The organism is Streptomyces sp. NPDC002125, assembly GCF_053593715.1.
Genome location: NZ_JBSFDD010000025.1, coordinates 1 through 26,845, shown reverse-complemented (window position 1 = coordinate 26,845; position 26,845 = coordinate 1). Strand labels below are relative to the sequence as shown.

Genomic DNA, 26,845 nt, shown 5'->3' with positions numbered 1-26,845 from the left:
CGGTACCGCGACGGGGTCACTCCCGGTCCGCGGTGTCGACGCCGTCCCAGAGGTTCGAGTGCCAGGGCCGCCCCGTCTCCCCCGGCTCACCGCGGCGCACCTCGGCCGCGTCCGGGTCGACCACCGTATAACCGGTCTCGCCGGGCAGCACGTAGTGCAGGTGCTCGCGGGCGAGACGGCGGATGTACGCGTCGTCCTTGAGCCGCGCCTTCTCGTCCCGCAGCTCCTCGGTCCGCGCCCGCGCGTCCTGCGAGAGCCTCTCCTGCTCGGCGATCTGGTCGCGCTGGGAGATGTACTGCCGCATGGGATAGGCGAGCGCCACCACCAGGGAGCAGACGATCAGCGCCAGGAAGGCGGCCCGGCCGGTGAGCCGGGAGCGGCGGGCCTGACGGCGGTTCTGGGACCGGTAGACGCGGGCCGCCGTCTGCTCGCCGAGCAGCCGCAGCCTGGTCGCGGTGGAGAACCGGTCGCGGTCCTTCCCGGCCATGTCTCACGCTCCCCGTTACGCACGTCCGTCCCCGCACACGGTACGGGACCGAGTGCGGGGACGGACGGAGGCTGGTGCCCGGACTCGGGCCGTCAGCCCTCGAAGCGGAACCGCGGGAACGCCGAACGCCCGGCGTAGACCGCGGCGTCGTCGAGGATCTCCTCGATGCGCAGCAGCTGGTTGTACTTGGCGACGCGGTCCGAACGGGCCGGGGCGCCGGTCTTGATCTGGCCGCAGTTCACGGCGACGGCGAGGTCGGCGATGGTGACGTCCTCGGTCTCACCGGAGCGGTGCGACATCATGCACTTGAAGCCGTTGCGCTGGGCCAGCTCGACGGCGTCCAGGGTCTCGGTCAGCGAACCGATCTGGTTGACCTTGACGAGCAGGGCGTTGGCCGAGCCCTCCTCGATGCCGCGGGCGAGGCGCTCGGGGTTGGTGACGAACAGGTCGTCACCGACGATCTGCACCTTGGAGCCGAGCTTGTCGGTGATGACCTTCCAGCCGGCCCAGTCGTCCTCGTACAGCGGGTCCTCGATGGAGACCAGCGGGTACGCGGAGACGAGCTCCTCGTAGTACTCGGTCATCTCGGCGGCCGAGCGGGACTTGCCCTCGAACTCGTAGACGCCGTCCTTGTAGAACTCGGACGCGGCGACGTCGAGCGCGAGCGCGATGTCGCGGCCGGGGACGTAGCCGGCCTCCTTGACGGCCTCGAGGATGAGGTCGAGGGCGGCGCGGTTGGACTCGAGGTTGGGGGCGAAGCCGCCCTCGTCACCGAGACCGGTGGACAGGCCCTTGGTCTTCAGGACCTTCTTCAGCGTGTGGTAGATCTCCGCGCCCCAGCGCAGGGCCTCGGAGAAGGACTCGGCGCCGATCGGCGCGATCATGAACTCCTGGATGTCCACGTTGGAGTCGGCGTGCGAGCCGCCGTTCAGGATGTTCATCATCGGAACGGGCAGCAGGTGCGCGTTCGGGCCGCCGAGGTAGCGGAACAGCGGGAGGTCGGACGCCTCGGACGCGGCGTGCGCCACGGCCAGCGAGACGCCGAGGATGGCGTTGGCGCCGAGGGAGCCCTTGTTCTCGGTGGCGTCCAGGTCGAACATCGCCTGGTCGATGAGGCGCTGCTCGGTGGCGTCGTAGCCGACGAGCTCCGGGCCGATCTGCTCGATCACGGCGAGGACGGCCTTCTCGACGCCCTTGCCCTGGTAACGGTTGGGGTCACCGTCGCGAAGCTCAATGGCCTCGAACGCGCCGGTGGAGGCTCCGGACGGAACAGCAGCACGTCCCGTGCTGCCGTCGTCGAGGCCAACCTCGACCTCGACCGTGGGGTTGCCCCGGGAGTCGAGGATTTCCCTGGCTACGACGACGTCGATGGACGGCACGAGGCATCTCCTTCTGGGATCTGACACTGGTTGGGCAGGGTCACTGTGGCCTTGCGGCACGAGCCTAACCGGCCCGGCCCGCTGCGTCGGCCGTCCGCCCGCCCCCTGGGACGAAAAAGGACCCAAGGGCCCGTATTACGGGCAAAGCTCCAGAATTTTACTGGCAAGTAACTACAACAGTTGAACGATCGCGCCCGCCGGCGGCCCCCGGCGGCTCCATTCCGCGGAGCGCCGAAACACCTCCGGGAACCCGTTCCGCACAGCACCGAAGGTTTCCGGTGCCGGACACGGCCCCGGCCCGGCGCGCAGGGGGGTGGGCGCACCGGGCCGGGCCTCCGGGGCAGGAGGAAGGACCCCGGACTACTTCAGGTGGAGCTGCTGACCCGGGAAGATCAGGTCGGCGTCGTCGACGATGTCGTCGTTGAGCTTGAAGAGCTTCTCCCAGCCGCCCTTGACCTTCTCGGCGTCGGCGATCTTGCTGAGGGTGTCTCCGGCCTTGACCTTGTACTCGCCGTCGCCCTTCTGGACCTTCTCGCCGGTCGGGGTCGTGACGGTCTTCTCGGCCTTCGGCTCCGCGCGCTTCTCGCTGCGGTTGGCGGGCTGCTCGGCGGTGCGCTCCGGCTGGGTCTTCGTCTCGGCCGCCTTGGCGCCGGAGCCGGTGTCGACACCCGGGTCCACACCGTCGTTCGTCAGACCGCCGGCACCGGCGCAGGCCCAGGCGCCCGGGCCCTGGAGGTCGAGGAGCTTCTCGGCGGTGGCTATCTGCTGGTCCTTGGTGGCCAGGTCGGCACGCGCGGCGTACTGCGTACCGCCGGCGGCGGCCCAGCTGGACTGCGAGAACTGGAGCCCGCCGTAGTAGCCGTTGCCGGTGTTGATGGACCAGTTGCCACCGGACTCGCACTGCGCGACGGCGTCCCAGGTGGCGACGGAGGCGGCGGAGGCGTTGGTCGCGCCCATCAGCGGCACGGCGACGGCGGCACCGGCGACACCGGCCAGGGTGGCGACACGGACGGCCTTGGACGGGCGGCGGTGCTTGCCCTTGCTGGAAAGCAGCATGGTTCTCCTCACCGACGCCTACGAGGTGAGCTGTCGGGTTCGGGCCTGTGAGTTGCCCGGTCGCCCGCACTCGCGGACGACTTCACCCCGAGCCGTGCCCGCGTCCGTCTTCCGACGGCCGGGTCCGGCGCTTACCTGGGTCCCCCGCTCCTGCCTACGGCGCTTTACGCGTCGGTTCCCTTCGTCCGACGGCAGGATTCGGCGTGACGGTCGAAGGTGCCCGCGGTGCGAGCGGCTCCGACCGTAAACACACGCAACCCCTACATTCAAAGATGGACATAACGGTCAATCAACATGAACCGGAATGGTGCGTCGAGCCGTTTGCGCAGGTCGGAGCCAATATGGACGGACCGGACAGGCGGAGCGCGGCAATTGAAGCAAAGAGACCCATGTCTCACTTACGCATAAGTGGACATAGGCCTCTGAACTACCCCTGATTTCGGGGTGTTTTCCCGCTTTGGATCAGTTGTGGATCAACCGCCGGATCAGCTGCCGGACACGGCCTCCGCCTGGGCGTCGGCTGCGTCCGTCCGGGCGTCGGCGGCGTCCGCCGCGACGTCGAGGACGAGGTTCTGGCCGGGGAGGATCAGGTCCGGGTCGGAGCCCAGCTCACTCTTGTTGGCCTCATAGAGCGCGGGCCAGCCGCCGGGGAGCTCCTGCGCGTCGGCGATCGCCCAGAGGTTGTCGCCCGAGCGGACGGTGTACGTGCTGTCCGCACCCTGGCGCGCGTCGGAGTCGCCCCGGGAGGCGTGGCGGCCGGACTCGCGTCCGCTCCCCAGCTCCGAGCCCGTGCTCGCGCTCGCCTCGGGGGCGGGGGTGCCGCGGTGCTTCCCGCCCTTCGCGGCATCACCCTTCGACGCGCCGGACCTCTCCGAGGCCTCGGGCGACGGAGTGGCGGACGGCGACGCGTCGGCACCCGTGGAGGCGTCCACTTCATCGCTCTTGTCCGTCTTTGCGCCGGACTTGTCCTTGGCCTTGTCCGACTTCTCCGAACCGTCGGCCTCGTCGGAGGCCTCGTCGGAGGGGGTCTCGGACCCGGTCGCGGTGTCCGAGGACTCGGCGGAGGGCTCGCCGCCCGGGTCGACACCCGGCAGCGTCCCGTCCAGGGCGAGCCCGGAGATCACGGCGCAGCTGGGCCACGCCTGCGGGCCCTTGTCGTCCAGCACCTTCTCGGCGACGGCTATCTGCTGCGAGCGGCTGGCGAGGTCAGCCCTGGGGGCGTAGTCCTTGCCGCCGTAGGCCGACCACGTCTCCTGCGAGAACTGCAGGCCGCCGTAGTAACCGTTGCCGAGGTCGGCGCTCCACATGCCGCCGCTCTCGCACTCCGCGACCCGGTCCCAGGTCGTGGCGTCTGCGGCCTGTGCGCCGCCGGCACCGAGGAGCGGGATGGCGATGGCCGATCCCGTGACGCCTGCGGCGACGACGATGGCGGGTGCCTGGCGAGGGCGACGGTGTCTGCCGGTCGCGGAGCCCATGGGATTGCCTTCCGTGTGACTGACATGTGACGGGTGAGTCGAACGGTGAACCTAGCCCTACTCGAACGTGTGTCACAAGTCGATGCAGCGGAGATCACGTGAAAGTCACAGAGTTGACAGGCTGTCACTTTTTTCGGCCGGGCGCCCCGGTTCGAACTCGACAGGAAGCGTGCGCAGTCCACGCATGATGAGCCCGCCCCGCCAGCGCAAATCGGCAGGTTCCGCAGCGAGCCGCAGGTCGGGGAGGCGCCGCAGCAGCGTCGCCAGAGCCACCTGGCCCTCCAGACGGGCCAGCGGAGCACCCAGGCAGTAGTGGATGCCGTGCCCGTATCCGAGGTGCTGATTGTCACTCCGCGCGAGATCCAGGGTGTCCGCATCCTGGAATCTGGCCGGATCACGATCCGCAGCGGCCAGAACCACGAGAACGGGGTCCCCCGCCGCGATCTCCTGGCCCCCCAGCGTCACGGGCTCGGTGGCGTACCGCCAGGTCGCGAGCTCCACCGGCCCGTCGTAGCGCAGCAGCTCCTCGATGCCCGTGGCGAGCAGCTCCGTCTCCCCCGCTTCGAGGGAGCGCTCCAGGCGCTCGCGCTGGGCCGGGTCGCGCAGCAGCGCGTACGTGCCGTTGCCGATGAGGTTCACGGTGGTCTCGAAGCCGGCGAAGAGAAGGATGAAGGCCATCGCCGCGGCCTCGTTCTCGCTGAGGTGCTCGCCGTGGTCACTCGCCCGGATCAGCCCGGAGATCAGGTCGTCGCCGGGATTCTCCCTCTTGCGGTGGATGAGTTCGGCGAGATAACCGCGCATCTTCTTGACCGACCTGGCCACCCCGCCGCGCGGGCCGCCGCCGTGGCGGATCATCATGCCCGCCCAGTCGCGGAAGTCGTCCTGGTCCTCGCGCGGCACCCCGAGCAGGTCGCAGATCGCGTAGATGGGCAGCGGGAAGGCGAAGTCATGGATGAGGTCCGCCTTCCCCTCCTCGATGAACGAGTCGATGAGGTGGTCCGTCAGCTCCTGCACGCGCGGCGCGAACTCCGCGACCCGGCGCGGGGTGAACGCCTTGGACACGAGCCGGCGCAGCCGGGTGTGGTCCGGGGGGTCGATGTTCAGCAGATGCGTCATCAGCTCCGCCTTGCGCTCCCCCGGGATGCCCGTCTTGCCCTTGGCGTTCGCCGACCCCGCGTGGTGCGCCGGGTTCTTGGAGAGGCGGGTGTCGGCGAGGGCCTGCCTGGCATCCGCGTACCGGGTCACCAGCCACGCCTCGACCCCGCTGGGCAGCGCCGTGCGGTGCACGGGGCTGTGCTCGCGGAGCCAGGCGTAGGCGGGATACGGATCGGAGGCGAACTCCCAGGTGAAGAGTTCGGGTGCTGCGTCGGGCGCGGATGCCGCCCCGGGGCTGTCGTTCACCCCTCGACGCTATCCGGAGCGCTCCCGCCGCCGTCCGGGGCGTCCCCGGCACCCTCCCGGGCGGTCCCGAGCCCCTCCGCCGCCCGGATCGCGTCCCGGTAGGCGCGGGCGGCGGCCCGCAGGGCGGCCTCCGGATCGGTGCCGTCCTGCTCGGCGCTCACGGCCAGGGCCAGCAGCCGGTAGCCGACGCCGTCCCCCTGGGGGAGCGCGGCGTCGATCCCCGCCGTACGGGCCCGGCTGCCGAGCTTGGCCGCGAGCGCGAGGCCGGGCTGCCCGAGCGGCACCCCGTCGGTGACCGAGGCGCGCTGCTTCTCGATCGCCTTCGTACGCAGCCAGTGCGCGTGGACGTCCTCCGGGGTCTCGGCGGTCTCGTCGCCGAACACATGGGGATGACGGTGGATCAGCTTGTCGACGATCGTGGCCGCGACGTCGTCGACGCCGAACGGCTCCTCGGGGTCCTCCTGCGCGATCCGGGCGTGGAAGACGACCTGGAGGAGTACGTCGCCGAGCTCCTCCCGCAGCTCCTCGCGGTCACCGTCCTCGATGGCCTCGACGAGTTCGTACGCCTCCTCGATGGCGTACTTCGCGAGGCCCTCGTGCGTCTTCTGCGAGGTCCACGGGCATTCACGCCGGATACGGTCCATGACCTGGACCAGATCCAGGAGACGCGCCCCCGGCAGGTCGTACGAACCGGGCAGCAGCTCCAGGTCCGGCATCCGCACCCGGCCGGAACCGCCGAGCCTGGCCAGTCCGTCGGTGAGCGGCTGATTGCCCTCGCCGCCCACCAGCACCACCACGGTCCGGCCGCCCGCGCAGTCGTCCACCAGCTCGTCGGCCGAGGGCACGGCGTGCTCGACGGCGACGCCCGCCTCCCGCAGATACGGCAGCTGCGGGTGCTCCCCCTCCGCGCACACCACCCGGTCGGCGGCGTGCAGCGTCTGCCAGGCGGGCCAGGACAGGAGCCCCGGCGCGACACGGTGGCTGGCGGTGAGCAGGACGATACGGCCGGGATCTTCAGCGTTCACACCCCGAACCTACCCCCGGCCCCGCAGGGTCAGGCGCCTGCCTCGGGCTCCTGCGCCTGGAAGGTGGTGACCTGGTTGATCCAGGGGGACTCGTAGGTGCTGAGCTGGACCTTCGCGTCGTCCCAGCTGCCGTAGCGCGGATTGACGTCGATGTGCAGCGACTTCGACGCCTCGGTGAGCGCCTTCCCGACGGCCTGCTGGCCGGCCGGGGTCTGCAGGTCGGCGCCGAGCGCCTGCGCCAGCTTCGGGAGCTGGACCTCCTTGCGCAGGTCCGCCTCGATCTGGCCGGGGGCGACCCAGCGCTGCTCCAGCATCACCGTCCGAAGCCCCTGGGCGCCACCGGACTGCTGGGCCGCCGCCGCCTGGATCTGCTGGATCTCCTTGCGGCTGACGCTGACCCCGGCGTCCTCGGCGGCCCGGTCCAGGACCCGGCCGAAGATCAGGCTGTGCAGCTTGGCGCGGTTCAGCTGTCCCGACTTCTTCACCAGCTCGTCGGACTGTGCCGAGGTCCGCTGGGCGCTGCGCACGTCCGCCGCCTGCGCCTGGACCGTGGCCACGTCGATCCGGTCGCCGCCGACGACGGCCGCGGCACCGGGATGGGCCTCGCTGCCGCAGGCCGTCAGGAGCGGGGCCGCGAGGAGTGCGGCGGCGGAAAGGGCGAGCGCGGTGCGACGACGGCGGTGCAAAGGAGCCTCCCGGGGAGAGTTTGTGCATCAGTGCACAAAGCCTTGCGGTGATCGATGTTAGGCAGTGGACGTGATTCGGGCCACTGCTTCGACCAACGATTTCCGGACCCGTGGGTGTGGGGTCGGAACCGAAAACCCCTCGGCCCGCCCTTTTCGGCCAACCCGCGGCTCACACCGAGCCGCGGACGTCCTGGTGGTGGGCCAGCTGCCTGCGCAGCTCCGTGGGGAGCGGGTGATGGGGGCCGTACGCCCGCTCCGTGTCGTACAGGAGCGCCTGCAACTGGGCGCGGCCCGCCGCGTGGTCGCCGGCCCCGAGCAGCAGATGGCCGATCCGGTGGCGGATGTCGAAGGCCCTGCCGGGGCCCCCGGAGTGGGCGTAGCCGTTCTCGTAGAAGGGGAGGACCGCGCGGTACTCGGCGAGCGCCGCGGCGGCCTCGCCGAGCTGCTCCAGGCACTGCGCGGCGTCGTAACGGAACTGCAGGGTCTGGGAGTCGGCCGGGCCGGCCTCCGCCGCGCGGTCGTCGGCGAGGCGGCGGAGCTCGGGGAGGGCGCGGCGGTACTGGCCGTCGTCCATGAGCGTGGCGGCGTACTGCTTGCGCAGGATGCGGACGACGGGCGAGTGCTCGCCGTGCTCCGCCGCGGCGGCCGGAAGGATGCCCCCGAGGATGTCGACGGCCTGGGTGATGCGGCCCTCGCCGAGCAGCCGCTTCACGTCGTCGACGGCCCGCGCCACGTCCGGGCGGGCGGGCGGCTCGTGCGGCGCCGCGGGCACCTGCTGGGCGGGGACCGGCACCGGCGCCGGGGTGGCTGCGCGGTCGGGCCAGGGCGCGTGCGGGCGGAGGAAGGGGCGGGTCGGGTCGAGCGGCCCGGACGGCGAGCCGCCGGAGGGCAGCAGGGGCCGCAGGGACTCGTAGACCTCCTGGGCGGAGGCGGGCCGGTGCTGGGGGTCCTTGGAGAGCAGTCGCAGGACGAGGACTTCGAGCGCCTCGGGGACCTCGGGCCTGAGGTGGCGGACCGGCAGGGGCGGCTCGTAGAGATGGCGGTGCAGGACGCCGAGGGCCGTGGACCCGGCGAACGGCACGTCACCGCTGAGGAGTTCGTGCAGGAGCACCCCCAGGGCGTACAGGTCGGTGTACGGGCCGACGGCGCCACCCATCGCCTGCTCGGGCGCCATGTAGGCCGGGGAGCCGATCGGTGAACCCGTGTGCGTGAGACGGGTGGTGTCGGTGTCCATGACGGAGGCGATGCCCAGGTCGAGCACGGTGACCGTGCCGTCGGGCTTCACCATCGCGTTGCGCGGCTTGAGGTCGCGGTGGACGATCGGTACCGCGTGCACGGCGGAGAGCACCGCGCAGAGCTGGGCGGCGATCGCGACGGCCCAGGGCCACGGGTAGGGGTCGTGCTCGGCAAGATGGTCGGCGAGGTCCGCGCCCTCGACGTACTGCATGACGAGATAGAGGTCCTCGCCGTCGCTCCCCGCGTCGTGCACCGTGACCAGACCGGGGTGGTCGACCTGCGCGGTGACCCGGCACTCCCGGACGAACCTGCGGCGCAGATCGTCGGCGGCCTCGCTGCCGGAGGGGCCCGCCACCCGGTCCGGGCGCAGGAGCTTCACCGCGACCCTGCGGTCCAGGCGCTGGTCGTACGCCGTCCAGACCTGGCCCATGCCGCCCTGGCCGAGAATGGTCGCCAGCTCGTAACGCCCGGCGATGACACGCCCGTTCACCGGCCGTCGCCCTCCTTGCGGAGGTAGTCGCTCAGCTCGTCGAGCTCGGCGCGCACCTGGTCCAGCCGCTGGGGCGCGTGGGGCCTGGGGGTGTCGGCCGGGGGCGTGGGGGCGGGCTGCTGCTGCGGCTGCGGCTGCGGCTGCGCCGGAACGGTCTGCTGGGGCGGCGCGGGCGGGTAGCCGTAGGACGGGGCGACTGCGGGCTGGACGGGCACGGTCTGCTGCCCGTATCCCGGCACGGACGCACCTGGGTGCGGGGCGCCGTATCCGTACGGCCCCGTCTGCGGGCCTCCGTACGGGCCGAAGTGGCGGATCTCCGCGTAGAGGTAATAGGTGACCGTGCCGGCGAAGAGCACCAGCATCCAGGTGAGGGTGATGAGCGCCTGCGCGTCGGACATCACCTCCTCCTCGTCGGGCAACGACCCGAGATAGGCGATGAGTCCGACGTTCAGCGCGATCACCAGGCCGAACAGCCACCAGTCGCGCTTCCTGCGGGTGACGATCGCCAGGCGCAGCATCGCCGCCCAGGAGAGGAGCCCGCAGCTCAGCAGGGTGAGCGCGACGAAGACCACGCGCAGCGTGACCAGCGTGGCCGAGGACGGACGACGCTTCGGCTGCTGCTCCGGCGGATAGCCGTAGCCGTGCATGTGCTGCTCCCGGAGGGCGTGTGTCGGACGTGTGCAGTGAGCGTATACACCGACACGGACAACCGGTCCCGGGTTGTGCACAACCGTTGTGGTTCACATCACGGTCGCGCTCCCCGGTGGCGTCGCCGGTCGCCGCGCCCGTCGTCTCACTCCGGGTCTCGCTCCGGGTCTCACTCCGGGGCCACCGTGCCCTCCGTGAGCCCGTCGTACATCCCCTGGACCAGCTGTCCGCCCAGTCTCCCGGCCGTGCGCAGCGCGTCCTCGAAGGCGGCGAGGGCGCTGAACTGCTCTCCGTAACGCTGCTGTTCGTCCAACGGCAGGCGCGGCACCTGGAGGCGTCTGGCGTCGAGCCGGGCCGCGGTGGAGGCGTAACTGCTGGCCTGCCGGTTGTTGGCGGTGGCGCGCAGGAAGCCCGCGAGGAACCAGGGGTCGAGGGCGGCCGGATCGGGGCGCAGCAACTGGAGGTTGCGGCCGAGCGCGGCTCCGGCGGTGGCCTGGTCGACGACCCTGGCCATCGAGCCGCCGCCCAGCACGGGCACGACCACGTCGCCCTCCTCCAGGAGGAGCGGCTCGGCGTCGGGTGAGGGCGTGTGCGCGGGGCCGGTCGCCGCGCCGCTCTGTGCCGTGCCGCTCGGCGCCGTACCGGCGAGGACGTCGTGCTCGGTGAGGACCCGCGCGGTGCCGCCGGAGGCGCCGGTGCCCGTACGCAGATGAAGGGCTCCGGCGCGCGCCAGTTCACCGACGGTGGTGAAGGGCCGCCGGGCCGGCTCTCCGGGCACGGCGGGCGGCGGGGTGAGCCGGGAGGTCAGCTTGAGGGTGTCGTCCAGGCGCTGCCGTACGCGGACCAGTTCGGCCGCGCCGCCGCCGGCTGCCCGGGGCGGGAGATGGCGGGCGGGGGCCAGATCCACGTCGTCGTCGAGGAGTTCGATGACGGGGACCGCCCTGCTGGTCCCGGGCTGCTCCTCGACCGGGTCCCGGCGCCCGGGGGCGTCGAAGGGGGTCCAGGCGTCGAGCACGGCGGCGCGCACGGCGGGCCAGTCCAGCCGGTCACGGCCGGTGGGAGCCCCCGCCTGCTCGGGCTCCGCCGTGTCGACGACGAGGAGTTCGGGGGCGGGGGGCTGCTCGGAGCCCGGCTTGCGGAGTACCCAGATGTGGAGGGGAATGCCGTACGGGGGCGCGGCGCCCGCCGGGAGCGCGATGACGGCGCGCAGCGCGCCCCGGCGCAGCAGATCGGCTCGGATGCGGCGGCCCGAACGGCGGGACGCCGCGGCCGGGGGCATCAGCACGACGGCGGTGCCACCCTCGCGGAGATGGGCCAGGGCGTGCTGCACCCAGGCCAGTTCGGATTCGGTGCGGGCGGGGAAGCCGTACTCCCAGCGCGGGTCGTAGGCCAGCTCGTCGTGGCCCCAGTTGCGCTCGTTGAACGGGGGGTGGCAGAGCACCGCGTCCACGGTGAGCCGGGGAAAGGCGTCGGCACGCAGGGTGTCGCCGGTCCGCACCGCGAGCGCCCCCCCGCTCCCGCCCCCCGCCGCGTGCAGGGCGAGCCGGAGCGCGGTGAGCGCCGCCAGGTCGGGGTCGGTCTCCTGGGCGTACAGGGCGGTGGGACGGCCGACGGCGCGCAGCAGGGCGCCGGTTCCGGCGGCGGGATCGAGGACCGTGCGTGAGGGGTGCCTGCCGCTCTGCCGGGCGCCCCTCGGCGGCTCCGCCAGATCGGCCATCAGCTCGGCCAGGCCGGGGGGCGTGAGCGTGTACTGACGCGGGTTGGCGTCGAGCTGGCGGCCGAAGAGGAAGTCGAAGGCCTGTCGGGCCCCGTTCTCCGCGGCAAGTTCGCTGACGGCCCGCAGCAGCGGGACGGACGGCAGGAGCTCCTGCTCGGTGGGCGTGGGCACCGCCCGGCCTCCCCCGGAGCGGTCTTCCCCGAAGCGGTCGGCGAGCACATGGTCCAGCGCGCCGGGCAGCACTCCCGCCATCCGGGCGTCGGAGACGGCGGTGATCTCCAGCCAGGCGGTGGGCCTGTCCCGGACGAGCAGCAGGGCGCACCCGGCGTGGACGAGCGCGGTGACGGCGCCGCCGGGGTGACCCGTCAGCTGCTGCCAGACCCGCTCCCGCAGCGGGACTTCGGCGAGCTTGCCCTGGTCGCGCAGCCACTGCTCGACCTCGGGGAGCGCGAAGGAGGGGCTGGCCTCCGTGCCTCCGACCGGTTTCGGGAAGTCGGCGTGCCGGCGGCGCCAGTTGCTGACGGCGGCACGGCCGACGCCCGCGAGCCGGGCGATCCCGGCGGCGGTCACCTCTGTCGAGTTCTCCGGCACTGGCCTGTCTCCCGTTCCGCGCGCATGGGTGTCGCCTGCTGTGTGGGTGAGCATACCGATCTCACCCCACCCATCGGTTCACACCACATTCAACTCCACACACCCGTGAACGGTGTTGACTTGGTTCACAGCAGCTGGTCTCATTGACTCACCGCACACCGGACGGTGATGCGGACCCGCTCACACTTTCCGTTCTTCCTCCGAAGGGCACACCCATGTCCCAGTACACGCAGCCGCAGCCTCAGCAGCCGTACGCCCCGGCGCAGACGCCCGGCACCCGCCCGGCCCGCAACGGCCTCGGCATCGCCGCGCTCGTCCTCGGCATCATCGGCACCGTCTCGGGGCTGATCCCCTTCTTCTTCTGGCTCGCGGGCATCCTGGGCCTCATCGCCCTGATCCTGGGACTCTCCGCCCGGGGGCGCGTGAAGCGCGGCGAGGCCACCAACAAGGGCGTGGCCACGTTCGGCGCGGTGCTCGGCCTCGTGGCGCTGGTCCTGTCGGTGGTCGGAGCCGTCCTCACGTTCAAGGCCGTGGACGATGTGGTGAACGACATCAACAAGTCGGCCACCTCCAGCGCGGCAGCGAAGCCGGCGGACACCGGAGAGGGCACGGCGAAGGACGAGGCAAAGGGCGAGGCCAAGGGCGAGAGCCTGGCCGAAGGGGACACGGCTGTCTACGACGACGACCTGGAAATCACCGTCAACGCCCCCGCCGCGTACACCGCCGACGAGTTCGCCATCGGACACACCAAGGGCAACAGCGCCTACAAGGTCACGGTCGTCATCGAGAACAAGGGCAAGGAGAAGTTCGACGCGACGCTCACGACCGTGGACGCCCGCGCTGGCGAGGACGGCGTGAACGCCGAGCAGATCTTCGACGACAAGGTCGGCGAAGGCTTCAGCGGCACGGTCCTGCCGGGCAAGAAGGTCACGGCGACGTACGCCTTCGACGCCCCGGCCGACGCGAAGAACCTGACCGTCGAGGTCTCCCCCGGCTTCGAGTGGGACGCCCAGCAGTGGGACCTGAAGCTCTGAGCACCGGCCCGCGCCCCGGCGAAGGCCCACCCCGTGCGACGCCCCTCCAGCAGTCACCGGAGGGGCGTCCTGGGGCCGTTCGGGCCCCGTTCGGAGCCCACGGCCCCTTAGGCGCAGTGCCACACTCTCGGCGGCCCGGTGCCTCACCCCCAGGGCCTCGTTCGGACTCCACGGCCCTTCAGGCGCGGTGCCGCACCCCTCGGGGCCCCGTTCGGAGCCCACGGCCCTTCAGGCCCGGTGCCGCACCCCCAGGCCCAGCCCTCTGAGCCAGAGCGCCCTTCAGGCCCTGTGCCGCACCCAGACGTTCGGCTCGACGTACACCGCGTACCCGTGGGCGGGCGAACAGTGCACCGGCACCAGCGCGCCCGGGACCTCCACCGGCCCCTCCGCGTCGAACGGCAGCCCGGTCCAGGCCCGCCACCGCTCCAGCGATCCGCTCACCGTCATCGACACCGGGGCCACCGCCTCGATCACCCCGCCCGCCCGCACATGGACCCGCAACCAGGGGTCGACGGGCAGGCCGTCCTCGGGGCGGGTCCGCCGGGCGTACTCCTCCATCGGCGCCGAGGCCTCGGCGTGCTTCGCGCTCGGCCGGACCGGGGCGACGAGTTCCCGGAAGCCGAGGCGCCGGGTGTTCTCCCGCATCGCGGCCACCATCCGCCCGGAGATGCCCTGCCCGAGACTCCCGGCCGCGACCGCGATCTCGATCGCGCTGACCGTGTCCGGTGCCCGCCCGTGCCTCAGGTCGGAGAAGGCCCACAACAGCACCTGGTCCCAGCCGCCTTCGGGCAGCTTCCCGTCACGCCCCGGCGCTTCGAGGGCGAACGGCACGCTGTAGCCTCGGGCCACCACGTCACCCTCGGGTCCGGTGGCGACGAGCACGAACTCGGGGAACTCGACCGCGATGCGCGGGAAGTTCGCCCAGCCGACGAGGTCCTCCAGCACGAACTCGGGCCAGGTGTCGGGCATCTCCTGCAGCGCACCTGCGAGTTCGGGCCGTGCGGCGAGCGTGGTGATCTTGACGTCCATGCGGCCACGGTAGAGGGGCCCCGCGCCGCCGCCAACCGGTTAAGTAACGGGACACCCCCGGGTGCGGGCGCCAGGGCACCGCCCCGGCCCGCTCACACATAGCTGCCGACGATGAGCACACCCGTGGGCACGAGGGTCAGCAGCACACCGGTCGGCCAGTACACGCGCGGGTCCAGGGCGGCCCTGCGCCCCACGCGTTCGTTGACCAGCCACCAGATGATCCCGAAGACGGCCACCACCGGCACGATGATGACCAGCCACAGCATCATGCCGTCGTTCTCCGTCGGCTCCCGGACGGTCAAGCCGGCGTCCGCGAACGGGCCGTTGGACAGGAAATACCACACCAGCCACACGGGAATCACGCCCGGAACCCCGAGCAGCAGATTCGCCCCCACGGCCGTCAGCCGCCATTTCCACATGCGCCAAAGTATCCACACCCGGCCGCACCCACCGCCCCTCCGGCAGCTCACGGCCGAGCACGCTCCCGCCCCCGCACCGCCCCACCGGCAGCGCCCCGGCCAACGCGCCCTCCCACCCCCGGCCGCACCCACCGCCCCTCCGGCAGCGCACGGCCGACGCGCCCTCCCGGCCTCCCTCGCCCTGCGCCTACGCTGATGCCTCGTGACCCGTCTCCGCGCAACACCCTCCCCCCGGCGCCCCGCAGGGCGCCCCGCCCGGCTCCCTTCCTCCGGCCCGGCCGCCGGCTGCGTCGTGGTGGCGCTCGGGGTGCTGTTGACGGGCTGCACCGGTACCGGGCTCCCCGAGGACGGCGGTCTTCCGGGCGGCGGGGTCTCCTCGGCCGCACCTGACGGCCACGGGACGAGCCCGCTGGACGATCCGGACGGCACGAAGCCGGGCCTGGCGGCGATCTCCTCCGAGAAGGACGAGGCGGCGGGCCGCGACCTGATCTCCGGGCTGTCCACGAAGGGCCGCGGGCCGAAGACGGGTTACGAGCGGGACAAGTTCGGATACGCGTGGATGGACACGGCGGATGGGGTGCCGCTGGCGAGGAACGGTTGTGACACCCGGAACGACTTGCTGAAACTTCATGGACAGGACGTCGAGTTCCGTAGGGGTTCCGACTGCGTCGTCGTCTCGATGACCCTGCACGACCCGTACACCGGCAAGGACATCGACTGGAAGAAGGCCGACGCCTCGGCCGTACAGATAGACCATGTGGTGCCGCTGTCGTACGCCTGGCAGATGGGCGCCGCCCGCTGGTCCGAGAGCAAGCGCAAGCAACTCGCGAACGACCTTATGTTGGCGGCGTAGATGTCTCACGGTGATGTGTCTCAGGGGCGGGGTGGCCGAGTGTCCAGGCGGTGTCTCACGAGTGGCGTGCTGTATGCCGGCGTCGTACTGGGTGTCGGGGCGGTACTGGCAGGCTGTACGGGAGAGCTCTCCGGCGAGAGCGGTTCATCAGGCGGCGGCATGTCCGCCAGGTACGGGACGAGTCCCTTGGCCGATCCTGACGGAACCAAACCAGGGCTGGCCCCGATCTCGGCAGAGAAGGACGAGGCGACAGCGCGGGCGCTGATCTCAAAGGTGACCACCAAGGGGAGAGGGCCGAAGACGGGGTACGACCGGGACGAGTTCGGGTACGCGTGGATGGACACGGCGGACGGGGTGCCGCTGTCGCGAAACGGCTGTGACACACGAAACGATCTGCTGAAACTCCACGGTCAAAACGTTGAGTTCCGTACCGGTTCCGACTGCATTGTCGTGTCGATGGACCTGTACGACCCGTACACCGGCAAGGACATCGCCTGGAAGAAGGCCAAGGCCACCGAGGTGCAGATAGACCACGTGGTGCCGTTGTCGTACGCCTGGCAGATGGGCGCCGCGCGCTGGAGCAAGGAGAAGCGGCGGCAGCTGGCCAATGACGTGCTGAACCTTTTGCCGGTCTCGGGTTCCACGAACTCCGCCAAGCGGGACTCCGGTCCGGCATCCTGGCTGCCGCCGAACAAGGCGGTCCGCTGCTCGTACGCGGTGAGGTTCGCGCAGGTCGCGGAGAAGTATGAGCTCCCAGTGACGGCCCCGGACAAGGACGTAATGCTCAAGCAGTGTGGAGACTGAGAGGAGCCCGATGACCTGGGGAAAAGCCGTCGCTTCCGCGCTGTGGGACGCCTAAGCTCCGTTGCCGTGGCTGATCGCATACAGAAGATCGTGACGGAACTGCCGGGCTTGAAGAGTGTCACCGAGGTCTGGAAGGTGGCCGACCGTCGCCTGGCGCAAGGGGACGCCGCCTTCGTCGCGGACCTCGGCATCGCGCTCGCCGGAGCGTACGGCTCCGAGCCCAGGCCGATCTGGCAGTACGGCAGTGTCTTCGACCACCTGCTCCGGCTGCTGGCCACCAATCCCGGCCCCGGGAACGTGAGGCAGGCGCTACGGCTGGTCTCCTCGACGGAAGCCGCCCACAGGAAGCTCGACCACTACACGGCGTCCCTGCTGGCCTCCAGCCACCCGGCAGAGGAACTCACCGAGACGTCCACCGGCAACGCCTCCGAGGAACTGCGTGCCTGCCTGGTCCATGAGCTCGTACTCAGGGGCGTCGCAGTCACAGAGACGCCAGAAATCGCAGGGTGGGCGACATCGCCGCACTGGGAACACCATCCCCTGGGATGGCTCCCGTTGGCGCTGTCCGATATAGAGGGACAGCCGGATCTTCCGAGCTACAGCACCCGGGGCAGCAGCCACTCGATGCCGTACGGCCCGTCGGAGAGCGGTCGCGTGGTGGTCGAACGCGGGGCGCACGTGCCGCCAGTCGAGGAGACGACGACCCCAGCCGCTGCCAAGGGCATCAGCGCGGCCGTGGCGAACTGGGCAGAGGAATCGAACGGCCGGATCGAGGCACGTATCTTCGGTCTGGCAGCTCCTCTGGACGCCGAATCGGTACCGAGCGCGTTGCTGGCACTGGGGCTGCAGTGCCTGAAGGGTGCGGGGAGGAAGACCGCCTTCTCGATCGTGGCCTGTCCGCCGGACCAGGCATGGCGAGTGATCTTCGCAGCCGCCTCCTCGGGAGGGGCCTACAACTCCGGTGCTCGTGGCGCATACGGCCGACTGGCCGCGTGGCAGTCCCTGGCCGGCCTGGCCGGGGCCGCCGAGGGTGCTCCTCCCGAGACGGTCGAAGCACGTGTACGGGAGTGTGCCTGGTACGCCTTCGACGCCGAGACCAAGTGGTTCGAGCGCGTGGCCTGGGATATCGGCCTTGCCTCGGCCTCTCCAGAAGGCCGACGGCTGGCGGTGCTGGCCGCGACGGACACCGACTGAGCACAGTCCTGCGTGTCGCTCGCGACTGAGGCTTTCACATGGCCGGTTCCTGCGATCGCCTCAGTTGTTTGACCACGTCTTTCCGGCCTCCGTCGAGCTGAGCTTGAAGCCGCCGCGTGTCTGCCTCCAGCTCCACGTTCCTGAGGGCCAGGGCCTGGATCTGGTTCGCGTACGCCGCGACGGTGGCACGCAGTTCCCTGATCTCACCCGCCTTCTCCTTCCGGAGTTCCCGCTCGGACTGTTTCAGACGTGTGATCTCCTGCCTGAGCTCGTCGGACTCCGGCCGTCTGGCCTCGGGAGAATCGAGAATCCCCTTGATCACCGCGGCGACGGGAGAGCGGTAGTACGAGGCCCGGGAGACGCTGGCTTCGGCGCAGATGTTCACTGCCGAAGTACGGCCGTCGGTGATCTCGGGGCGGCCGAGCATGAGCTGCTCGAAGGCGTGCATGATCTTGTGGTCGATTTCGGTCAGCCCGGGGTTCTCCCGCGTCAGGCGAGCGAAGGCCGTGCGGACGGTCAGGAGGGTTTCGTTCGTGGAATCGGTCATCGTCGGGCGCCCTCGTGGTCAATTTCGGCGATCAGGCGGGTGAGCGTGGCCAGGTGCTCGGTGATGGCCAGTTGCTGGAGCCGTGGGACGCCGGTGGCCTCGCCCAGTTCGGACTCGGCCATGTCATGCGCCCGCTCCAAGCGGGGTAGGTGGACGGCTGAACGGCGTGAGTTGGGACAGTGCATGCACATGTCGAGCATGGGGACGGGGCGTCCCAGCGGCTTGGCTCGCTTGCGACACACTGCCGTCTCCACCTGATAGAAGCAGTCGTTCAGCACGCCTGGGTGCAGGGTCTTCGTCAGGTGGTGCAGCAGCGTTCTCAGCCGGGAGGAGCTGGCCACCACACCTGGCAGGTCGCCGAGTTCGGCGCGGATGCGGTCGAACTCGGCCTCGATGCGCTGGGCGGCGCCACCCGCGGAGTGGCCGCTCTCGTTCCAGTCATGGTAGAGGTCCTCGACGTAGTCGAGTTTGGCGACGGCCTCCTCGGTGGCGACCTCGTCGGCGAAGCCGGAGGCGGAGGTTCCCGCGTATCCCTCGAACATGGTGATCGCGGCGTGCTTGTACTGGCGGGCACCCGCGACCACGCCGAAGGGCTGGTGTGCGATGTGCCAGGCGAGGGTGCGTCGGAACTGCCTGGTGTCGAAGGCCCAGGGAAGCGTCGTGGGCGCCGGCGCGTCTTCCTCGACCTCGTCCTCCACCGCCGGGGAGCGCTCGTCCGTCGTCGGCAGCGGTATGTAGAGCTCATCCGCCGCGCTGAAGAGCTCGTTGAGGTGGTCGCGGAAGGCTCTGATGCGCCGGGGCATGTTGCTGAGGAGCACGTACCCGTTGCGGCCACCGCCGTCGTAGCCGAAAAGATGGCCGGGGTCGTCGTTGATCTCCCTGAGAACGGCGACGGCCCGGTGCACGACGTCGAGGACTACCCACTCGGCTTCATCCCCGCTGAGCTTGCGGTCCTTTCCCTTGTAGACCCGCCCGCGGAGTTTGTATCGGGGCCGACCGTCGGCACCGGTCTCGATAGTGGCGCAGTCGCGGTCCAGCTCACGAACTTCCACGTCCCGCATCCCCGACAGATAGGCGATGGCGATCCAGCACGCCGTTCGCAGGAAGGACAGCTCGTTCGCCAGAGTGAAGGGGCTGAGTCGTGGGCGCCAAGGCATGTCGGTGGCCGGCCACTCGGACATCGGAGTGTCCAGGCCGCCTTCCTCGTAGCCGATGTCCTCGCCGGCCTGACACATCAGCGGTCGCAGATGTGCGGCGTTGCCGCAACCAGTCAGAAGGGAGATGAGGCTGTGGTTGGGGCTCTGCGGCACGCCGTCGACGGTGATGGCGTCGGGCACGGTGTGCGCGGTCTCGCGAGGGAGCGCGGGGATACCCCGACCGGCCGCGCGGCGTTCGGCGATGAAGGCCAGAACCCGTTCGCGTGCCTGGCCGTGGCCGCGGTTCTGGCCCTTGCGCGCTGCTTCGAGCGCGGCGATCTCCCCGCAGGCGGTGAGGATGTCGCCGCTGGCCTTCTCCACGTAGAAGACCGCTGCTCGCAGCAGCGGAGCGAGGACCTCCTCGGGGATGCGGGGGGTGGCGTTCTCTCCCTTGATCCGCCGCGCGCCGACGACGGCGTAGGCGCTGCGGCCGTTCCAGGGCAGGACGTTCAGCCGGTCCTGGGACAGGAACGGCCCGTGGGCCGCCAGGTGCTTGAGCAGCGTGACGTTGCGGACGGCGTTGTCCGGGCTGGGCTTCCACCTCGTCAACACGGCGTCCAGGTGCGTGCGGCCGACGGTGGACAACCGAGGGGCGCCCACCTCTCGCAGACCCTTCATTACGGCGATGAAGACGCGTAGCTCTGCGGCTGCTGCCGTGGCCTTCATGGGGCCGAGGCCCAGGGAGCCCCGATGGAGGCGGGAGGCGACGTACTCCTTCGCCGTGCGCCGTGTCAGCGGATCGCCGATCTGCGTGAAGTCGAGCCGCCACGTCCGCCAGGTGCGGGGCAGCACGCACCGCAGATCCCAGACGTCCTCGTACAGAAGCGGACCCCGGCTCGGCAGCCCCCGCGTGAGCCGCTCCGGGAGCACGTACTCCGCGGCCGAGGACAGGTCGTGATCATCAGCCTGCGGCTTGGGGGCGGCAGTCATGCGATGACCTCCAGGAACGACGGGGGTAGCAGGAGGCGATCGCCGTCGGCCTCGGCGATGGCCTGCGCCGTGGCGATCTGGCGCGTGCTGAAGCGGGCTCGAACACCGTGGACGACGCGGTCCCACGCGAGACCGAACCGCGCGGTCCACTCAGCGGCGGAATACTCCTCACGTTGTCGCCCCAGAAAGTCCAGGAAGGACAGCAGACTCGGCAGGTGGCGGCTGGTGAACACCGCGTTCGGGCACTCCAGGCAACCCCAGACCGGGACAGGGCAGGCTGCCCCGGCCTTGCGCGCGAACGGCGAGGCGAAGAAGTTGCGGCAGGACGCGAGCCATACGTCCTGCTCACTGGAGAGCGCTGACTCGATCTCCAGCGCGGTCAGTGCGGCCTGGCCGTCGTCAAGCCGTGTGCCGTCGTCCGACAGCACTACAGGTGGCGAAAGCGCCGCGCCGAGCGCCTGTTCAAGGCCCGCCTCCACTGCCTGCTCGTGGGTCTCCTCGTGCGCGCCGATGTCCGCGTAGTGCTTCGCGGCGACCGGCCGGGTATGGCCGGAGGCGAAGTCCTCAAGGACCCCGCCAGCCCGCAGATACTGACGGGACTTGACGGTCTTGCGTACCCGCCGCAGGTCCAGGGCGACTGGCCGGCCGTCGCGGTCGGTGAGGCGGTCGAGCCCATGCTCGGACATCCACTGCCGGCTCACGGCCGAACCCTGCGGACCGTCGAAGGATGCCCGGACCTGCCCGTGACGACCGACGTCGCACCACAGTGCGTCGCTGTCGAACAGCTCACGGGCGCGTTTCGTCAGACGCAGGGCCAGCCGGATCACGCCACCGGGGAAGCGCAGCGAGCCGCCATCGGTGACCCTGACTGTCTTGTGCGTGGAACCCGGGGCGCGCTTCTTGACGTAGGCAATGCTGACGTAGCCGCGTGCCGGACTCGCCAGACAGTCGGAGCGGAGCTGTCGGATGCACTCGGGTTCCATGCCCGTCTGGCAGGCGAGCAGAAGCAGGAAAGGCACCAGGTCTCTTGCGGTGAGGTGGAGACGACCGTTGAGTTCCTCCCTTCCACCCCAGGAGCGCAGGATCTTGTACGAGGCGTCGTCGGGGGTCAGCGGGCCTTGGTTGGCGATGTACCAGAGGATGTTCTCCAGCCGGTCCCAACCGTGTTGGCGCGGGTCACGGCCCGCGGCCGCCAGCTTCTCGCCCTCCAGGATCCGGTTGCGGATACGGGCGACGTCGTCCCGGGCGGCGGCCTCCAACGCGTCGAGCACCGGGAACGGATACGCGTCGAGCGGTTTCGACGCCCGGTGGGCCGACGTCGACGTGAAGCCCAGACGGGCGTGAAAGGCGGCCCCGAAGGCGTCGGGGTGCCCCTCATGCACCAGCTTCAGCAGCCGCACGAGGTACGTCATGGTGAGGTACGGCTCCTTGCTCGTCTCTCCGTACTGAGCGATCAGCCGTGTCTCGAACGCATCCAGAAGATCGGGCTCCAGGTCGCTCAGAAGCAGGTCGGCGGCGGAGTTCGGGAGGGCAGCGGCCGCGAACTCGACGAACTCCCGGATGCGTTTGACGACGTAGCGGACGCCATTGCGGTCACGCAGGGTTCCGGGAGCGCTGACGACTTCGGCGAGAGCAGCGGCCAGGGCCCGGGTGAGACGTGGGCACGGGAGCCCTGACAGGTCGATGCTTTCGGGACTCCCGTTGAGATCCACGGTGAAGATCACCGGACCGATCGTCGGTACGGGCTCGGCCGCGGCGGGGGTCTCGACAGCGGCAGGGAAGCGGACGAGGCGCGGGCTCACCGTTCCTCCTCCGCACTCAAGCTGATCCGCTCGAAGGTGGCGGCCTGTTCGTCCCAGTCGCCGAGCGCCGCGAGCACGATCTCCTGGGCCTCGTCCAGCACGTCGAGGTACGTGTAGACGGTAGCTTCGTGGCGATGGCCGAGCAGGAGCTGGAGCTTGCGCAGAGGGTTGCCGATGAGTAGGCGCTTCACTTCCGCGTGGGTGAACCGGCGGTCCTCACGCATGCCGAGGGCCCGGACGGTCTGTCGAAGCAGGAGGCCGAGCATGTGCACAGCGAACGTGTGCCGCAGGGTGTGCGGGTGGACGTCGAAGTCGAGCCCGAACGCCGCGCACCGTTCGTTTGCCCGCTGGAATACCGACTGCCAGGTACTGCTCCGCAGAGGCATACCGTTCTCACCCAGCCACAGACACAGGGGACCGACCACGACTCCCCGGCTGTCGACCTGGACGAGCCGTGCACGCTCGGCCGCGCCGATCCGTGAGTACGACCAGCTGGTTCCGTTCTCGATCACCAGCGCGTGCCGGCTCGCCCGACGTACTGGCAGAGGGTTCTCAGGTGCTTCGTACAGGCCTTGGGCGCGTCGCCGCTGCACCAGCTCGTCACGCTCCATACCGACGTAGTGGCGCAGGTCGCGGGCCACCCGAGGGCGGACGTACACCGTGCGCGCCTTGCCGCGCTTGGCCACGGCGGCCGAGACGGTGATGTCGCCGATCAGGCGTCTGCCGGTCACCGGCGGCAGTTCCGTCGTCAGCAGGCTCGCGGCTTCGCCCAGCCGCATGCCGGTGCAGACCAGGAGATCGGCGAAGAGAGCGTTGCGTTCGCCGTTGCGCCCACGCCACTTGGCATCGAGGGAGCCGTCCGGCAGCAGCCCGCGCAGCCCGACATCCCGCCAGAGCATGAAGTCCTCGTGCGACAGGAAGCGGATCGGCTGCCGGGGCACCTCGAGCCCGGCGTCGGCGTTGACCCGTACCCGCTTCGGTCCCTGTGGTGACACCACGGTCTTGTCGACGTACCGGAACGGTTCGGCCGACAACAACTCCTCGTACAGCGACCACTGCACCCACTTGTCGAGCGCGGCGAGCGATCGGTTCCAGGTCGCCACCGACACGCTGCCAGGCCCGCTGCTGTGCAGCCGGACGGCCTTGTAAGCGCGGAGGTCGGCACCGTCCGTCTCCCAGATCGATTTGCCGTCCCTGGACTCGTGGAGGAAGCGGCAGTAGAGCATGACGTCGGTGCTGTAGGCGGTGCGGCTGTTCTCCGATCGCACGCCCCAGTGCTCCAGGTCGCGCAGGAAGCGGTTCAGGTGGTGGTCGTAGCCGCCGTCCGGTCCGAGGATGAAGGTTCTGCCCTCGTCGGCACCCGCTCGCCGAAGGACCGCGGTCCCGTCGAAGGGAAGTGGGTCGATGGGGGGCGCCTCGAGTTCTGTCCGGTGCAGCAGCACCGGTGTCCCGGAACTGGCATCCGCTTCTTCTGACTCCAGCATGTGTAAGTCACCCTCCCCGCGTGAGACCAGCCGTACGCGCATATAACGGGAAGATCGGTGAGACAGTTACGGGTGCCGACATAAACGACCCGCTCAACCTCATCCCGGTCGACGGGCCCGCCAACGGCTCCAAGAGCGACTCCGGTCCGGCGTCCTGGCTGCCGCCGGACAAGAAGATCCGGTGCTCGTACGCGGTGCGGTTCGCGCAGGTCTCCCTCAAGTACGAGATGTCCGTGACCTCGGCGGACAAGGAGATGATGCTGGAACAGTGCGGCGGCTGACCCGGCCCCCTCGAACGCCGGGCCGTGGGGCCCCTCACCCCATGCCTGCGTGACCAGGAGTCCGTACCCGAGGCCCCTCACCCGACGCCTGCGTGACCAGAAGTCCGTACCCGAGGCCCCTCATCCGACGCCCGCGTGAGCAGGCGCCCCCAAGGCCGTGAGCCGGCACGCGCACCCGCACCCGCACCCGCACCCGCACCCGGGGGTCGGCCCGCCGCGCCCCGGGCTCACACCTTCCCGATGCCCAGCGTCGTCTCGGACGGCAGCAGCCCCGAGCCGATCACCTCCACCCAGATCGGCCCCAGCAGTTCCACGAGCCGGTCCCGCTCCCCGGAGCCGAGTGCCGCCCAGGGGCCCGACGCGCTCTCGTCCGTGCGCTGCTCGACCTCCGCGCGCAGTGCCCGCCCGGCGGTGGTGGCCGTCCCGTCCGCCTCCAGCAGTCCCCGCGCGGCAAGCCTGTCGCGTGCCGCGTCCCAGTCCTGCGCGCTCCATCCCCGGCTCGCGAACACCTCCGGGCGGGCGGCGCCGATCGCGGCGAAGGAGACCAGCGACTCCACCGGGTCCAGGCCGGCCGCCACGAGCGCCGCGACATGGCCGTCCCCACGGTGCTCCCGAAGCATCGTCGCGGCCTGCCAGAGCACCAGATGCGGGGTTTCGGGCCACGGCAGTGCGGCGTTGGCCGCCGCGAGCGGGCGCCCCCGCACATCTGCGGCGAGCGCCGCGCGCCGGGCGAGGTCCGCGGCCTCGGCGAACTCCGGGCCGTGGACCCGGTCGCCGAACAGCGCGCCGTACGCCCGGCTGACGGCACGCGTCCTGGCCGCGAGCACCGCGTCCGGGGTGGCCACGGACCAGCCGGCCGGGACATAGGTCGCGGTCATCCCCGGACTGAAGCTGTGGAACGTGTCCGTCACCCGGTCCGCCCCGACCGCGCCCAGCGGGGCGGCACGCCACGCGAAGTAGCTGGGCCAGCGCTCGTCCGTCGCATAGCCGAGCGCGGCAGCCTCCTCGAAGGCCTCCGGCGCGTAGTAGAGGACGGCGTGCAGCGGCTCCAGCAGATGCCACATCCTGCGTACGAGCCCCAGTTCGTCGGACATGTCGGCCTCCCGCTCGGCGCTTCATCTTGTCAGTGACTAGATTCCCAGGGTGGACCTCCCCCCGGTAACTTGTCAATGCCTAGATTCCGCGTACCGTACGTCCCATGAGCAGTGAACGCACCTATCACCACGGCGACCTGCGGCGCGCCGTCCTCGGCGCGGCGCTCGACGTCATCGGGGCCGAAGGGCCCGACGCCCTGTCCCTGCGCGATCTGGCCCGCCGGGCGGGCGTCTCGCACGCCGCGCCGGCCCACCACTTCAAGGACCGCACCGGTCTGCTCACCGCCGTGGCCGCCGAGGGCTACACCCTCTTCGCCGACGCCCTGACGGACGCGCCGGACCTACGGGAGCGGGGCGTGGCCTACGTGCGCTTCGCGACCGGGCACCCCGCGCACTTCCAGGTGATGTTCCGCCCCGAGCTCCACCGCGCCGACGACCCGGAGCTGCTCGCCGCGAAGGAACGCGCCACCGAGGCCCTGCGCGCCGGGGTCAGCGGCCTCTCCGACGCCGACCGCGGTGACGACGCCCGGCTCGCGGGCATCGCCGCCTGGTCCCTCGCCCACGGCTTCGCCACGCTGCTGCTCAGCGGCAACCTGACGGACGCCCTCGGTGACCGCACGCCGGAAGACGCCTTCCGCACCCTCGCCGGCCTGGTCTTCGCACGCCGATCCGGGGACACCGGCGACTGAGATCTGCACACTCCCCCGAGCGGGGCCCGAAGTCAGTCGGACGGTCCGGACGTGAACTCGTACTGCACCTCGTAGAGATGCCCCGCCTTGACCATCACCGTCGCCTCGATGGGCCGGTCGTGGTCACTGAACACCACCCGCAGGGTCCGCAGGACGGGCAGGTCACCGGGGAGCCGGAGCAGCGTGTACTGCTCCTGCGTGGCAACGCGCGCGGAGACCCGGTCCACGCTGAGCCTGGGAGGGTAGCCCAGGGCGGCGAGGAGGGTGGGTGTGCCGCCGGGAATCCGGCGGCGCTGGGTGAGCGCCGTCCCCTCGGCGATCCCTGTCGGGTAGTAGGAGGCGACGAGTTCGGCGGGTTCGCCGTCGATCGACAGCACCTGGCGCCGGAGAATCGCGGTGACTCCCCCGGACAGCCCCAGCGCATCAGCCACGTCCGCCGGGGGAACGACCTCACCGACGTCCACCAGCGTGCTGTGCGCCCGGCTGCCCGACTCCTCCGCGGCGGTGAGCCAGCGATACGGTTCCCCCTCGGCAGCCGGCGCCATGTACGAAGCAGGGCGTATCGTCCGCTGCCGATGGTCGCGAACAGTCACCGAGGCTCCGGCCCTGCCGACCACCAGCCGCTCCCCCTTGAGGAGTTGCAGGGCCTTTTGAACCGTCGCGTTCGAGGCGGCGAACCGCTCCTTCAACTGGGCGGTGGACGGCAGACTCGCGCCGGGGGCCAGGTCTCCCGACATGATCCCCTCCCGCAGGTCGGCGGCGATCCGCTCATGGAGGGAGCGGTGGTCCACGTGCTCCTCGTCGCGTCCGGGCACGCTCATCGGATCCTGATCTCGTACCGCAGCCTCTGCCCATGCGGAGGCATGACCATCACATCCGCCTGGATCGGCCGACCCTCGGCACCCAGCGTGAGCCGGACGAGTTCGAGGACCGGCTGACCCGCTTCCATCGACAGGGAGGTCCGCTCACCCTCGGTGGGAAGCCGGGCAGCGACATCTTCCTGGGCCCGCTCACCCACGTACCCGAGTCCGGCGAGCAGCCCGACCGCCCCTCCCGGGATCTTGGCGGGCGCGGCGAGCGCCGTACCCCGGGCGATCTCCAGCGGGTAGTAGGTATCGGTCAACTCGCATGGAACACCGTCCAGATACATGATCCGGCACCGTTCGACGACAGCCGCGCCCCGCTCCACTCCGAGCAGACCGGCCACCCGGTCGGACGCCGTCACCTCACCCGCACGCACGATCTTCTGCGTCCCTCGCCTACCCATGGCCGCCGCGTCAGATGCCCACACGTCGCCG

At 70.7% G+C, this 26,845-nt stretch carries 23 protein-coding genes, 2 pseudogenes and 1 riboswitch; of the genes and pseudogenes, 6 read left to right on the top strand and 19 right to left on the bottom strand.

Going from position 1 to position 26,845, the window contains the following annotated elements; translation table 11 throughout:
• Positions 1-16: 16 nt before the first annotated feature.
• From ACWCQM_RS31515 to ACWCQM_RS31470, 10 genes are all read right to left on the bottom strand, one after another.
• The gene (locus ACWCQM_RS31515) at positions 17-487 is read right to left on the bottom strand and encodes an FtsB family cell division protein (RefSeq protein ID WP_073753117.1); all 471 of its coding nucleotides are present in this window, start codon (positions 485-487) and stop codon (positions 17-19) included.
• 92 nt (positions 488-579) lie between these two features.
• Positions 580-1,866 carry a phosphopyruvate hydratase gene (eno, locus tag ACWCQM_RS31510; RefSeq protein ID WP_014155837.1) on the bottom strand — a complete coding sequence of 429 codons (1,287 nt, stop codon included), beginning with the start codon at positions 1,864-1,866 and terminating at the stop codon, positions 580-582.
• Between the two features lie 360 nt (positions 1,867-2,226).
• A complete protein-coding gene (locus ACWCQM_RS31505; RefSeq protein ID WP_450918484.1) occupies positions 2,227-2,922 on the bottom strand; it encodes a transglycosylase family protein in 696 nt (231 codons plus the stop codon).
• Positions 2,923-3,094, bottom strand: a riboswitch (cyclic di-AMP (ydaO/yuaA leader).
• A gap of 313 nt (positions 3,095-3,407) precedes the next feature.
• Entirely contained in the window at positions 3,408-4,397 is a 990-nt protein-coding gene (locus tag ACWCQM_RS31500) for a transglycosylase family protein (protein ID WP_450918483.1), read from the bottom strand.
• Positions 4,398-4,502: 105 nt separating this feature from the next.
• The gene (locus ACWCQM_RS31495; protein ID WP_450918482.1) at positions 4,503-5,798 is read right to left on the bottom strand and encodes a cytochrome P450 family protein; all 1,296 of its coding nucleotides are present in this window, start codon (positions 5,796-5,798) and stop codon (positions 4,503-4,505) included.
• A complete protein-coding gene (locus ACWCQM_RS31490) occupies positions 5,795-6,823 on the bottom strand; it encodes a nucleoside triphosphate pyrophosphohydrolase (RefSeq protein WP_450918481.1) in 1,029 nt (342 codons plus the stop codon). The genes ACWCQM_RS31495 and ACWCQM_RS31490 overlap by 4 nt, the downstream gene beginning before the upstream one ends.
• 29 nt (positions 6,824-6,852) lie before the next feature.
• The gene (locus tag ACWCQM_RS31485) at positions 6,853-7,509 is read right to left on the bottom strand and encodes a SurA N-terminal domain-containing protein (protein ID WP_450918480.1); all 657 of its coding nucleotides are present in this window, start codon (positions 7,507-7,509) and stop codon (positions 6,853-6,855) included.
• A gap of 169 nt (positions 7,510-7,678) precedes the next feature.
• Positions 7,679-9,235 (bottom strand): protein kinase domain-containing protein, encoded by a 1,557-nt coding sequence (locus ACWCQM_RS31480; protein ID WP_450918479.1) that lies wholly within the window; start codon positions 9,233-9,235, stop codon positions 7,679-7,681.
• Complete coding sequence (locus ACWCQM_RS31475; RefSeq protein ID WP_450918478.1) at positions 9,232-9,882, bottom strand: hypothetical protein; 651 nt, start codon at positions 9,880-9,882, stop codon at positions 9,232-9,234. Before ACWCQM_RS31475 ends, ACWCQM_RS31480 begins: the two co-directional genes overlap by 4 nt.
• A gap of 170 nt (positions 9,883-10,052) precedes the next feature.
• Entirely contained in the window at positions 10,053-12,191 is a 2,139-nt protein-coding gene (locus ACWCQM_RS31470) for an N-6 DNA methylase (protein WP_450918477.1), read from the bottom strand.
• A 215-nt stretch (positions 12,192-12,406) separates the two neighbouring features.
• On the opposite strand from ACWCQM_RS31470, the gene ACWCQM_RS31465 reads away from it, so the two are divergent.
• Entirely contained in the window at positions 12,407-13,225 is an 819-nt protein-coding gene (locus tag ACWCQM_RS31465) for a DUF4190 domain-containing protein (protein WP_450918476.1), read from the top strand.
• A 279-nt stretch (positions 13,226-13,504) separates the two neighbouring features.
• Here the strand turns inward: ACWCQM_RS31465 and ACWCQM_RS31460 are convergent, their stop codons facing one another.
• Both ACWCQM_RS31460 and ACWCQM_RS31455 read right to left on the bottom strand, forming a co-directional pair.
• Positions 13,505-14,254 carry an N-acetyltransferase gene (locus tag ACWCQM_RS31460; RefSeq protein WP_450918475.1) on the bottom strand — a complete coding sequence of 250 codons (750 nt, stop codon included), beginning with the start codon at positions 14,252-14,254 and terminating at the stop codon, positions 13,505-13,507.
• A gap of 92 nt (positions 14,255-14,346) precedes the next feature.
• Positions 14,347-14,673: a hypothetical protein gene (locus ACWCQM_RS31455; protein ID WP_450918474.1), complete on the bottom strand. Its 327-nt coding sequence runs from the start codon at positions 14,671-14,673 to the stop codon at positions 14,347-14,349.
• Positions 14,674-14,965: 292 nt separating this feature from the next.
• Here ACWCQM_RS31455 and ACWCQM_RS31450 point away from each other — a divergent pair.
• From ACWCQM_RS31450 to ACWCQM_RS31440, 3 genes and pseudogenes are all read left to right on the top strand, one after another.
• A pseudogene (locus ACWCQM_RS31450) lies at positions 14,966-15,508 on the top strand (HNH endonuclease family protein); the annotation flags it as partial.
• Between the two features lie 18 nt (positions 15,509-15,526).
• Positions 15,527-16,330, top strand: a complete 804-nt coding sequence (locus tag ACWCQM_RS31445; RefSeq protein ID WP_450918473.1) for an HNH endonuclease family protein — start codon at positions 15,527-15,529, stop codon at positions 16,328-16,330.
• A 66-nt stretch (positions 16,331-16,396) separates the two neighbouring features.
• Positions 16,397-17,524, top strand: coding sequence for a DUF6183 family protein (locus tag ACWCQM_RS31440; RefSeq protein ID WP_450918472.1), 1,128 nt, complete (start codon positions 16,397-16,399; stop codon positions 17,522-17,524).
• Positions 17,525-17,558: 34 nt separating this feature from the next.
• Here the strand turns inward: ACWCQM_RS31440 and ACWCQM_RS31435 are convergent, their stop codons facing one another.
• From ACWCQM_RS31435 to ACWCQM_RS31420, 4 genes are read right to left on the bottom strand one after another with little or no spacing between them, the layout of a single operon-like run.
• The gene (locus ACWCQM_RS31435) at positions 17,559-18,071 is read right to left on the bottom strand and encodes a hypothetical protein (RefSeq protein ID WP_450918471.1); all 513 of its coding nucleotides are present in this window, start codon (positions 18,069-18,071) and stop codon (positions 17,559-17,561) included.
• A complete protein-coding gene (locus tag ACWCQM_RS31430; RefSeq protein WP_450918470.1) occupies positions 18,068-20,197 on the bottom strand; it encodes a hypothetical protein in 2,130 nt (709 codons plus the stop codon). Before ACWCQM_RS31430 ends, ACWCQM_RS31435 begins: the two co-directional genes overlap by 4 nt.
• Positions 20,194-21,999 (bottom strand): hypothetical protein, encoded by a 1,806-nt coding sequence (locus tag ACWCQM_RS31425; protein ID WP_450918469.1) that lies wholly within the window; start codon positions 21,997-21,999, stop codon positions 20,194-20,196. Before ACWCQM_RS31425 ends, ACWCQM_RS31430 begins: the two co-directional genes overlap by 4 nt.
• Positions 21,996-23,483 carry a tyrosine-type recombinase/integrase gene (locus tag ACWCQM_RS31420; protein WP_450918468.1) on the bottom strand — a complete coding sequence of 496 codons (1,488 nt, stop codon included), beginning with the start codon at positions 23,481-23,483 and terminating at the stop codon, positions 21,996-21,998. Before ACWCQM_RS31420 ends, ACWCQM_RS31425 begins: the two co-directional genes overlap by 4 nt.
• A gap of 83 nt (positions 23,484-23,566) precedes the next feature.
• Here ACWCQM_RS31420 and ACWCQM_RS31415 point away from each other — a divergent pair.
• Positions 23,567-23,764 (top strand): annotated as a pseudogene (locus tag ACWCQM_RS31415) (GmrSD restriction endonuclease domain-containing protein); the annotation flags it as partial.
• Positions 23,765-23,991: 227 nt separating this feature from the next.
• Here the strand turns inward: ACWCQM_RS31415 and ACWCQM_RS31410 are convergent.
• Entirely contained in the window at positions 23,992-24,858 is an 867-nt protein-coding gene (locus ACWCQM_RS31410) for an SCO6745 family protein (RefSeq protein WP_450918467.1), read from the bottom strand.
• A gap of 104 nt (positions 24,859-24,962) precedes the next feature.
• Here ACWCQM_RS31410 and ACWCQM_RS31405 point away from each other — a divergent pair, with 104 nt between their 5' ends.
• Positions 24,963-25,547, top strand: a complete 585-nt coding sequence (locus ACWCQM_RS31405; RefSeq protein ID WP_450918466.1) for a TetR/AcrR family transcriptional regulator — start codon at positions 24,963-24,965, stop codon at positions 25,545-25,547.
• 32 nt (positions 25,548-25,579) lie between these two features.
• Here the strand turns inward: ACWCQM_RS31405 and ACWCQM_RS31400 are convergent, their stop codons facing one another.
• Together ACWCQM_RS31400 and ACWCQM_RS31395 are read right to left on the bottom strand one after the other, a co-directional pair.
• On the bottom strand, positions 25,580-26,368 hold the full coding sequence (locus ACWCQM_RS31400; protein WP_450918465.1) for a GntR family transcriptional regulator: 789 nt from the start codon (positions 26,366-26,368) through the stop codon (positions 25,580-25,582).
• A partial coding sequence (locus ACWCQM_RS31395) for a GntR family transcriptional regulator (protein ID WP_450918464.1) occupies positions 26,365-26,845 on the bottom strand: 481 nt, incomplete at its 5' end. The genes ACWCQM_RS31400 and ACWCQM_RS31395, both read right to left, overlap by 4 nt.

What these genes read in the sequence shown, in the direction of transcription:
- ACWCQM_RS31515 (WP_073753117.1), bottom strand. Translation starts at nt 487, where the DNA reads ATGGCCGGGAAGGACCGCGACCGGTTCTCCACCGCGACCAGGCTGCGG.
- ACWCQM_RS31505 (WP_450918484.1), bottom strand. Translation starts at nt 2,922, where the DNA reads ATGCTGCTTTCCAGCAAGGGCAAGCACCGCCGCCCGTCCAAGGCCGTC.
- ACWCQM_RS31500 (WP_450918483.1), bottom strand. Translation starts at nt 4,397, where the DNA reads ATGGGCTCCGCGACCGGCAGACACCGTCGCCCTCGCCAGGCACCCGCC.
- ACWCQM_RS31475 (WP_450918478.1), bottom strand. Translation starts at nt 9,882, where the DNA reads ATGCACGGCTACGGCTATCCGCCGGAGCAGCAGCCGAAGCGTCGTCCG.
- ACWCQM_RS31465 (WP_450918476.1), top strand. Translation starts at nt 12,407, where the DNA reads ATGTCCCAGTACACGCAGCCGCAGCCTCAGCAGCCGTACGCCCCGGCG.
- ACWCQM_RS31460 (WP_450918475.1), bottom strand. Translation starts at nt 14,254, where the DNA reads ATGGACGTCAAGATCACCACGCTCGCCGCACGGCCCGAACTCGCAGGT.
- ACWCQM_RS31455 (WP_450918474.1), bottom strand. Translation starts at nt 14,673, where the DNA reads ATGTGGAAATGGCGGCTGACGGCCGTGGGGGCGAATCTGCTGCTCGGG.
- ACWCQM_RS31445 (WP_450918473.1), top strand. Translation starts at nt 15,527, where the DNA reads ATGTCTCACGGTGATGTGTCTCAGGGGCGGGGTGGCCGAGTGTCCAGG.
- ACWCQM_RS31435 (WP_450918471.1), bottom strand. Translation starts at nt 18,071, where the DNA reads ATGACCGATTCCACGAACGAAACCCTCCTGACCGTCCGCACGGCCTTC.
- ACWCQM_RS31430 (WP_450918470.1), bottom strand. Translation starts at nt 20,197, where the DNA reads ATGACTGCCGCCCCCAAGCCGCAGGCTGATGATCACGACCTGTCCTCG.
- ACWCQM_RS31420 (WP_450918468.1), bottom strand. Translation starts at nt 23,483, where the DNA reads ATGCTGGAGTCAGAAGAAGCGGATGCCAGTTCCGGGACACCGGTGCTG.
- ACWCQM_RS31410 (WP_450918467.1), bottom strand. Translation starts at nt 24,858, where the DNA reads ATGTCCGACGAACTGGGGCTCGTACGCAGGATGTGGCATCTGCTGGAG.
- ACWCQM_RS31405 (WP_450918466.1), top strand. Translation starts at nt 24,963, where the DNA reads ATGAGCAGTGAACGCACCTATCACCACGGCGACCTGCGGCGCGCCGTC.
- ACWCQM_RS31400 (WP_450918465.1), bottom strand. Translation starts at nt 26,368, where the DNA reads ATGAGCGTGCCCGGACGCGACGAGGAGCACGTGGACCACCGCTCCCTC.